The sequence below is a fragment of the Mitsuaria sp. TWR114 genome, assembly GCF_007997345.1.
Genome location: NZ_VOSR01000461.1, coordinates 1 through 3,574 on the forward strand (window position 1 = coordinate 1; position 3,574 = coordinate 3,574).

The 3,574-nt window shown below is 66.8% G+C and carries 3 protein-coding genes and 1 pseudogene; all 4 read left to right on the forward strand.

Annotated elements, in window-relative coordinates; genetic code table 11:
* Positions 1 to 979, forward strand: a 979-nt coding sequence (ugpB, locus tag FUT87_RS16630) for a sn-glycerol-3-phosphate ABC transporter substrate-binding protein UgpB (RefSeq protein WP_147241734.1), incomplete at its 5' end; no start/stop codon positions are given.
* Positions 980 to 1,006: 27 nt separating this feature from the next.
* The gene (ugpA, locus tag FUT87_RS16635; RefSeq protein WP_147241735.1) at positions 1,007 to 1,894 is read left to right on the forward strand and encodes a sn-glycerol-3-phosphate ABC transporter permease UgpA; all 888 of its coding nucleotides are present in this window, start codon (positions 1,007 to 1,009) and stop codon (positions 1,892 to 1,894) included.
* Position 1,895: 1 nt separating this feature from the next.
* Positions 1,896 to 2,744 (forward strand): sn-glycerol-3-phosphate ABC transporter permease UgpE, encoded by an 849-nt coding sequence (gene ugpE, locus FUT87_RS16640; protein WP_147241736.1) that lies wholly within the window; start codon positions 1,896 to 1,898, stop codon positions 2,742 to 2,744.
* A 21-nt stretch (positions 2,745 to 2,765) separates the two neighbouring features.
* A pseudogene (ugpC, locus tag FUT87_RS16645) lies at positions 2,766 to 3,574 on the forward strand (sn-glycerol-3-phosphate ABC transporter ATP-binding protein UgpC); the annotation flags it as partial.

A 3,574-nucleotide genomic window follows, 5' to 3' on the forward strand; every position in this document is an offset into this window, starting at 1 on the left:
CGGCGCCAAGTTCGACAACGCCGCCTACGTCCCCGCCGTCGCCGGTTACTACACCGCGCCGAACGGCCAGATGCTGAGCTTCCCCTTCAACAGCTCGACCACCGTCTTCCACTACAACAAGGACGCGTTCAAGGCCGCCGGCCTGGACCCCAACAAGCCGCCGAGCTCCTGGCCCGAGGTCGCCATCGCCGCGGCCAAGCTCAAGGCCGCCGGCCACAAGTGCCCGTTCACCACCAGCTGGGTGAGCTGGACGCAGCTGGAGAGCTTCTCCGCCTGGCACAACGTCGAGTACGCGACGAAGAACAACGGCTTCGGCGGCCTGGACGCGCGGCTGGCGTTCAACTCGCCGCTGCACGTGCGTCACATTGAGAACCTGGCCAACATGGCCAAGCAGGGCCTGTTCGTCTACAAGGGCCGCGGCAACACGGCCGACGCGACCTTCTATTCGGGCGAGTGCGCGATGATGACCGGCTCCTCGGGCCTCTACGCCAACATCAAGAAGAACGCCAAGTTCGCCTCCGGCATCGCGCCGCTGCCCTACTACCCCGACGTGCCGGGAGCGCCGCAGAACACGGTGATCGGCGGCGCCAGCCTGTGGGTGATGGCAGGCAAGAAGCCGGCCGAGTACAAGGGCGTGGCCGCGTTCTTCCAGTACCTCTCCAAGGCCGAGGTCGCGTCCGAGAGCCACAAGCGCACCGGCTACCTGCCGGTGACCAAGGCGGCCTACGAGCTGACCGAGCAGAGCGGCTTCTACAAGCAGAACCCGGGCACCGACGTGGCCGTGCAGCAGATGATCCGCAAGACGACCGACAAGTCGCGCGGCGTGCGGCTGGGCAACTTCGCGCAGATCCGCACCATCATCGACGAGGAGATGGAGCAGGTCTGGGCCGGCAGGAAGCAGCCCAAGGACGGCCTGGACGCCGCCGTCAAGCGCGGCAACGAACTGCTGGAGCGCTTCCAGAAGTCGGCCAAGCTCTGAATCCCCTGACGACCTGAAAGAGACCTGATGTCCCAGCAGAAGCGCGTGGTCTTCCGATCACGCTGGCTGCCCTGGCTGCTGCTCGCGCCGCAGGCCGCGGTGATCGGCGTGTTCTTCTTCTGGCCCGCCAGCCAGGCGCTGGTGCAGAGCCTGCAGCAGCAGGACGCCTTCGGCCTGTCCACCGAATGGGTCGGCCTGGACAACTTCCGCCAGCTGTTCAACGACGCCAGCTACCTCGCCTCGTTCAAGACGACGGCGATGTTCTCGCTGCTGGTGGCGGTGCTGGGGCTGGCCGTGTCGCTGCTGCTGGCCACGATGGCCAACCGCGTGGTGCGCGCCGCGCCGGTCTACAAGACGCTGCTGATCTGGCCCTACGCGGTCGCGCCGGCGATCGCCGGCGTGCTGTGGCTGTTCATGTTCGCGCCGTCCATCGGCGTCGTGGCCTACGGCCTGCAGCGGATGGGCATCCAGTGGAATCACCTGCTCGACGCCGACCACGCGATGGCGCTGGTGGTGATGGCGGCGGTCTGGAAGCAGGTCTCCTACAACTTCCTGTTCTTCCTGGCGGGGCTGCAGTCGATTCCCAAGTCGCTGATCGAGGCCGCCGCGATCGACGGCGCGGGCCCGTGGCGCCGCTTCTGGACCATCACCTTCCCGCTGCTGTCGCCGACCTCGTTCTTCCTGCTGGTGATCAACGTCGTCTACGCGTTCTTCGACACCTTCGGCATCATCGACGCCGCCACCCAGGGCGGCCCCGGCAAGGACACCGCCATCCTGGTCTACAAGGTCTACTACGACGGCTTCAAGGCGCTGGACCTGGGCGGCTCGGCCGCGCAGAGCGTGGTGCTGATGGCCATCGTCATCGCGCTGACCGTCATCCAGTTCCGTTTCGTCGAAAAGAAGGTGCAGTACTGACATGGTCGAGCGCCGCCCCGCCCTCACGCTGCTGTCCCACCTGATCCTGGTGCTCGGCGTCCTGATCGTCGCCTTCCCGCTGTACATCGCCTTCGTCGCCTCGACGCAGACCGCCGCGGAGATCGTCCAGTCCCCAATGTCGCTCACCCCGGGCGCGCACCTGGTGGACAACTACACCGCCGCGCTGTTCGGCAGCAGCGGCGCCGGCTCCAAGGCGCCGGTCGGGCAGATGATGTGGATCAGCTTCGTCTCCGCGATGGTCATCGCGGTGGGCAAGATCGCGATCTCGCTGCTGTCCGCGTTCGCGATCGTCTACTTCCGCTTCCCGGCGCGCAATTTCTTCTTCTGGGCCATCTTCGTCACGCTGATGCTGCCGGTGGAGGTGCGCATCGGGCCGACCTACCAGGTCGTCTCCGACCTGAAGATGCTCAACACCTACGCCGGCCTGACGGTGCCGCTGATCGCCTCGGCGACGGCGACCTTCCTGTTCCGGCAGTTCTTCCTGACCGTGCCCGACGAACTGGTCGAGGCCTCCCGCATCGACGGCGCCGGGCCGATGAAGTTCTTCCGCGACGTGCTGCTGCCGCTCTCGCGCACCAGCATCGCGGCGCTCTTCGTCATCCAGTTCATCTACGGCTGGAACCAGTACCTGTGGCCGCTGCTGGTGACGACGGACGAGCAGATGTACCCCGTGGTCATCGGCATCAAGCGGATGATCAGCGGCGGCGACGCCGCCAACGACTGGAACGTGATCATGGCCACCGCCATGCTGGCGATGATCCCGCCCGCGCTGGTGGTGGTGCTGATGCAGCGCTGGTTCGTCAAGGGCCTGGTCGACGCCGAGAAGTAAAGAACACGAGAAGAGACTCCGATGGCAAGCATTTCCCTGCGCAAGGTCGTCAAGCAATACGGCTCCGGCGCCAAGGCCAACCCGGTGATCCACGGCGTCGACGCCGAGATCGCGGATGGCGAGTTCGTCGTCATCGTCGCCGTCGGGCTGCGGCAAGTCCACGCTGCTGCGCATGGTCGCCGGGCTGGAGGAGATCAGCGGCGGCGAGATCGCCATCGGCGACCGCGTCGTCAACGAGATCGAGCCGGCCGATCGCGACATCGCGATGGTGTTCCAGAACTACGCGCTCTATCCGCACATGAGCGTGTTCGAGAACATGGCCTACGGCCTGAAGATCCGCAAGCTGCCGCCCGAGCAGATCCGCGCCCGCGTGGACAAGGCGGCCGGCATCCTGGAGCTGTCGCACCTGCTGCAGCGCCGGCCGCGCGAGCTGTCCGGCGGCCAGCGCCAGCGCGTGGCGATGGGCCGCGCGATCGTGCGCGACCCGCAGGTCTTCCTCTTCGACGAGCCGCTGTCCAACCTCGATGCCAAGCTGCGCGTGCAGACCCGGCTGGAGATCCAGAAGCTGCACCGCGAGCTGGGCGTGACCTCGCTCTTCGTCACCCATGACCAGGTCGAGGCGATGACGCTGGCGCAGCGCATCGTCGTCATGAACGGGGGCCGCATGGAGCAGTTCGGCACGCCGGAGGAGGTCTACGGCCGCCCGGCGACGACCTTCGTGGCGAGCTTCATCGGCTCGCCGGCGATGAACCTGCTCAAGGGCCGCGTCGAGGGCCAGCGCTTCCATGTGGGCGGCACCTCGCTGCACCTGCCCCTGCCGGCGCCGCGCG